4 protein-coding genes are annotated in these 2,877 nt (G+C 39.8%); 2 read left to right on the top strand and 2 right to left on the bottom strand.

Annotation, left to right across the window (positions count from 1 at the left end; all coding sequences use genetic code 11):
• On the bottom strand, nt 1-369 hold a 369-nt coding region (locus HP439_RS18530; RefSeq protein WP_172391814.1), incomplete at its 3' end, for an FAD-dependent oxidoreductase.
• Nucleotides 370-377: 8 nt separating this feature from the next.
• The gene (locus HP439_RS18525; protein WP_172391813.1) at nt 378-1,061 is read right to left on the bottom strand and encodes an SGNH/GDSL hydrolase family protein; all 684 of its coding nucleotides are present in this window, start codon (nt 1,059-1,061) and stop codon (nt 378-380) included.
• Nucleotides 1,062-1,609: 548 nt separating this feature from the next.
• Here HP439_RS18525 and HP439_RS18520 point away from each other — a divergent pair.
• Both HP439_RS18520 and HP439_RS18515 read left to right on the top strand, forming a co-directional pair.
• Entirely contained in the window at nt 1,610-1,831 is a 222-nt protein-coding gene (locus tag HP439_RS18520; protein ID WP_172391812.1) for a VF530 family protein, read from the top strand.
• 195 nt (nt 1,832-2,026) lie between these two features.
• Nucleotides 2,027-2,877, top strand: an 851-nt coding sequence (locus tag HP439_RS18515) for a cation:dicarboxylate symporter family transporter (RefSeq protein ID WP_172391811.1), incomplete at its 3' end; no start/stop codon positions are given.

The following is a 2,877-nucleotide window of genomic DNA, read 5'->3' as shown; positions in this document are numbered from 1 at the left end:
ACCGTCCATAGCAGGGGTTCCCTGTCCTTTGTTTCCGTATTCGGAGTGTTCCTGCCAGCGCCAAGCTGCACTATCCTGATAGTGCATAAATATGCGATGATAAAAATCGCGCGCCAGGCCTCCGATAACTGCTTTATCCCCGGTATCACTAAAACCCAAACCACCCGATGACAGGCCACCAAGGTGAGTATCAGGAGAGACGACAATAACGGTCTTTCCCGCCTTTTTGGCCTGTACTGCGGCGGTGATGGCCGCAGACGTGCCTCCATAGATAATTATATCCGCTTGTCGTACCGTTTCGCCACTAGACTGGCAACCTGTCCCTAACACAAGTGCTACTACACAAATAATAAACGTCGTTTTTCTCATTTTTAATCTTAGTTTTTGGTCGTTGTCTCTAAACATTTAATAATTTCCGGCACAATGACTTTTCTTGCACCCAGCGCATTGGGATGTATTCCATCTGGCACATAGGTTAAAAAAAAAGGTTCTCCTCTTTCAAGCATCTTTTGCCAATTGGGAAAATGATCAATTAACAGCACTTTTTTTTCTCTCGCTGTCTGTCTATACATCGTATAATATTGTTCTAAGTGAGGACGGTAACTAGCAGATTTTCCTATGGCCATGTTCATTACCTGCAAAATGATATCACAGGAATTATTGTACAGTCGTATCCTGTCAATCATATATTCGAGATTTAGCTTCGCCAGTGAAACAGAGGTATTATATTCTAGAAAGGCATCATTGATGCCAAATTCGATCAGCACAGCATCGGGTTTCTTAGCAATAACACTATCTTCAAAGTTCTTCACCCCCCAGACCGACCACTTCCCGCCATGACCAGCAAGCGAATAAGATAATAAGTCTGCTCCAAAAATGCTGTCCATATGCGCCTTTACACCGTCCATCCAATCTCTTCCGTGTCCTCCGCTTGATAAACTAGTTCCGTACACAACAACATGTTGTGAAATACCTTGGCTAAGGTTTTTGACAAAATTAGGCTGACTGAACCCGATACTAACAAAGGCGAAGGTCAAGATCAAACAAATTAGTGTTTTCATTTTGTTTTATAACATGGTAATTATTAGTTCCAAGGATTCCTCTGTACCCTTGCAGCTGAACAATTTGACTAAGAGCCCGATTACTATTAATTTTCTGAAATAGGAACCAACATCCGCCCTTGAATTAAAGTTTTGCCGATTTTTGCTACCGCTTCTTTCACATAATCTGTACATTTTAGATCCAACAAGTGCTTCCGTTCTAGGAAGAGTATAGCTACGCCATTGAAGAGCGAGACTAAAAGTAGCTTACATTAACGTAATCTACTGGCCTCTGAAAACGTATGATCACCCTGTTATTAAAAGCAACAACGATCTGGCTATCAGTTTAATTTATTAGATTATTCACGATTTATAATAATAGCAGCAAACCAAATATAGAAAATAATTATCAAATGTTTCTTCCTCTTTGTTGCCACGCTTAGATTTTTTCGAAGTACCAAGAAACTCTGAGAATACACTAATTTTCAACTAGGATACTAATCACATATCCGATTTTTTTAAGGTATAGAAGTTCGATAAAACGTCTAAATTATGCTTATTTTTGAACGATGGAAACACAAAAAAACAATCCTCTTCACGGCAAAAGGCTCGATACAATCCTTGATGAGCTGCTAGCGCATTATGGCAGCTGGAGAGCTTTAGGACAAATCGTTAGGATTAATTGCTTTGTCGATAATCCCAGCATGAAGTCTTCCTTAACGTTCCTACGTAAAACTCCATGGGCACGTAAAAAGGTCGAAGACTTATACCTCGAAACATTTTTTAAATAAGACGTACCGTAAGATCCTACTCAATATCCCCCCTTTGTATATACAATTGACCACGATTTTTGTATATTTATGTCGCCTAGGGAACCACGTCGTATTGCACATTCGGAAATAAAGTGTGTTAAAATGAATGCCCCAAGTATTTAATAAACCGAACACCAGCTAACAGTTCAGTTATAATGCAAATTTTGTAAACGTATGAAGAGATTCTTCTCAAGCCTGTATGTACAGGTAATCTTAGGTATCCTTATCGGTATTTTCTGTGGTGTATTTTATCCGGATTTTGCTATAAAACTCAAACCATTGGGCGACGGATTTATCAAGCTCATCAAGATGATTATCGCGCCCTTGATTTTCAGTTCAATTGTTATCGGAATCGCCGGTATGCAAGACGTTAAGAAGGTCGGCAAGATTGGCTTGACTTCTCTAATATATTTTGAGGTAATGACAACTGCCGCGCTTATAATAGGCCTGGTGTTTGTGAATCTTATTCAACCAGGTACTGGAATGAATGTCAATCCCAATACCCTTGATCCTAACGCAGTGGCGGAGTACGTTCAAAAATCGTCAGAACAAAAAGATGTGATGAGTTTTCTTCTGGGTATAATACCAGATAACGTAATTGCAGCGGTCGCATCGGATAATCTTTTACAAGTTTTGGTTTTTGCAATACTTTTCGGCATCGGTCTAACAAAGATCGGCCAGAAAGCTTCTGAACCCGTTATAACGGTTCTGCAATCATTTCTTAAGGGAATTTTTGCTGTTATCAAAATGATTATGTACTTGGCGCCGATTGGTGCAATGGGTGCTATGGGCTTTACTATCGGTAAATACGGCATTGAAGCGCTTTCGTCTTTGGGAATGTTAATGATCAGCTTTTACGCAACCTGTGTCGTATTCATTATCGGTGTAATTGGTTCGGTGCTTTATTTTTATGCACAGGTAAGTATTTTTAAACTGCTAAAGTATATTAAAGAGGAATTGCTCATCGTTCTTGGAACCTCCTCTTCTGAGTCTGCTCTGCCCGGACTGATGCAGAAACTTGAACA

This window comes from Sphingobacterium shayense (assembly GCF_013179575.1).
Lineage (GTDB): Bacteria > Bacteroidota > Bacteroidia > Sphingobacteriales > Sphingobacteriaceae > Sphingobacterium > Sphingobacterium shayense.
This window is presented reverse-complemented; position numbering and strand designations above follow the sequence as displayed.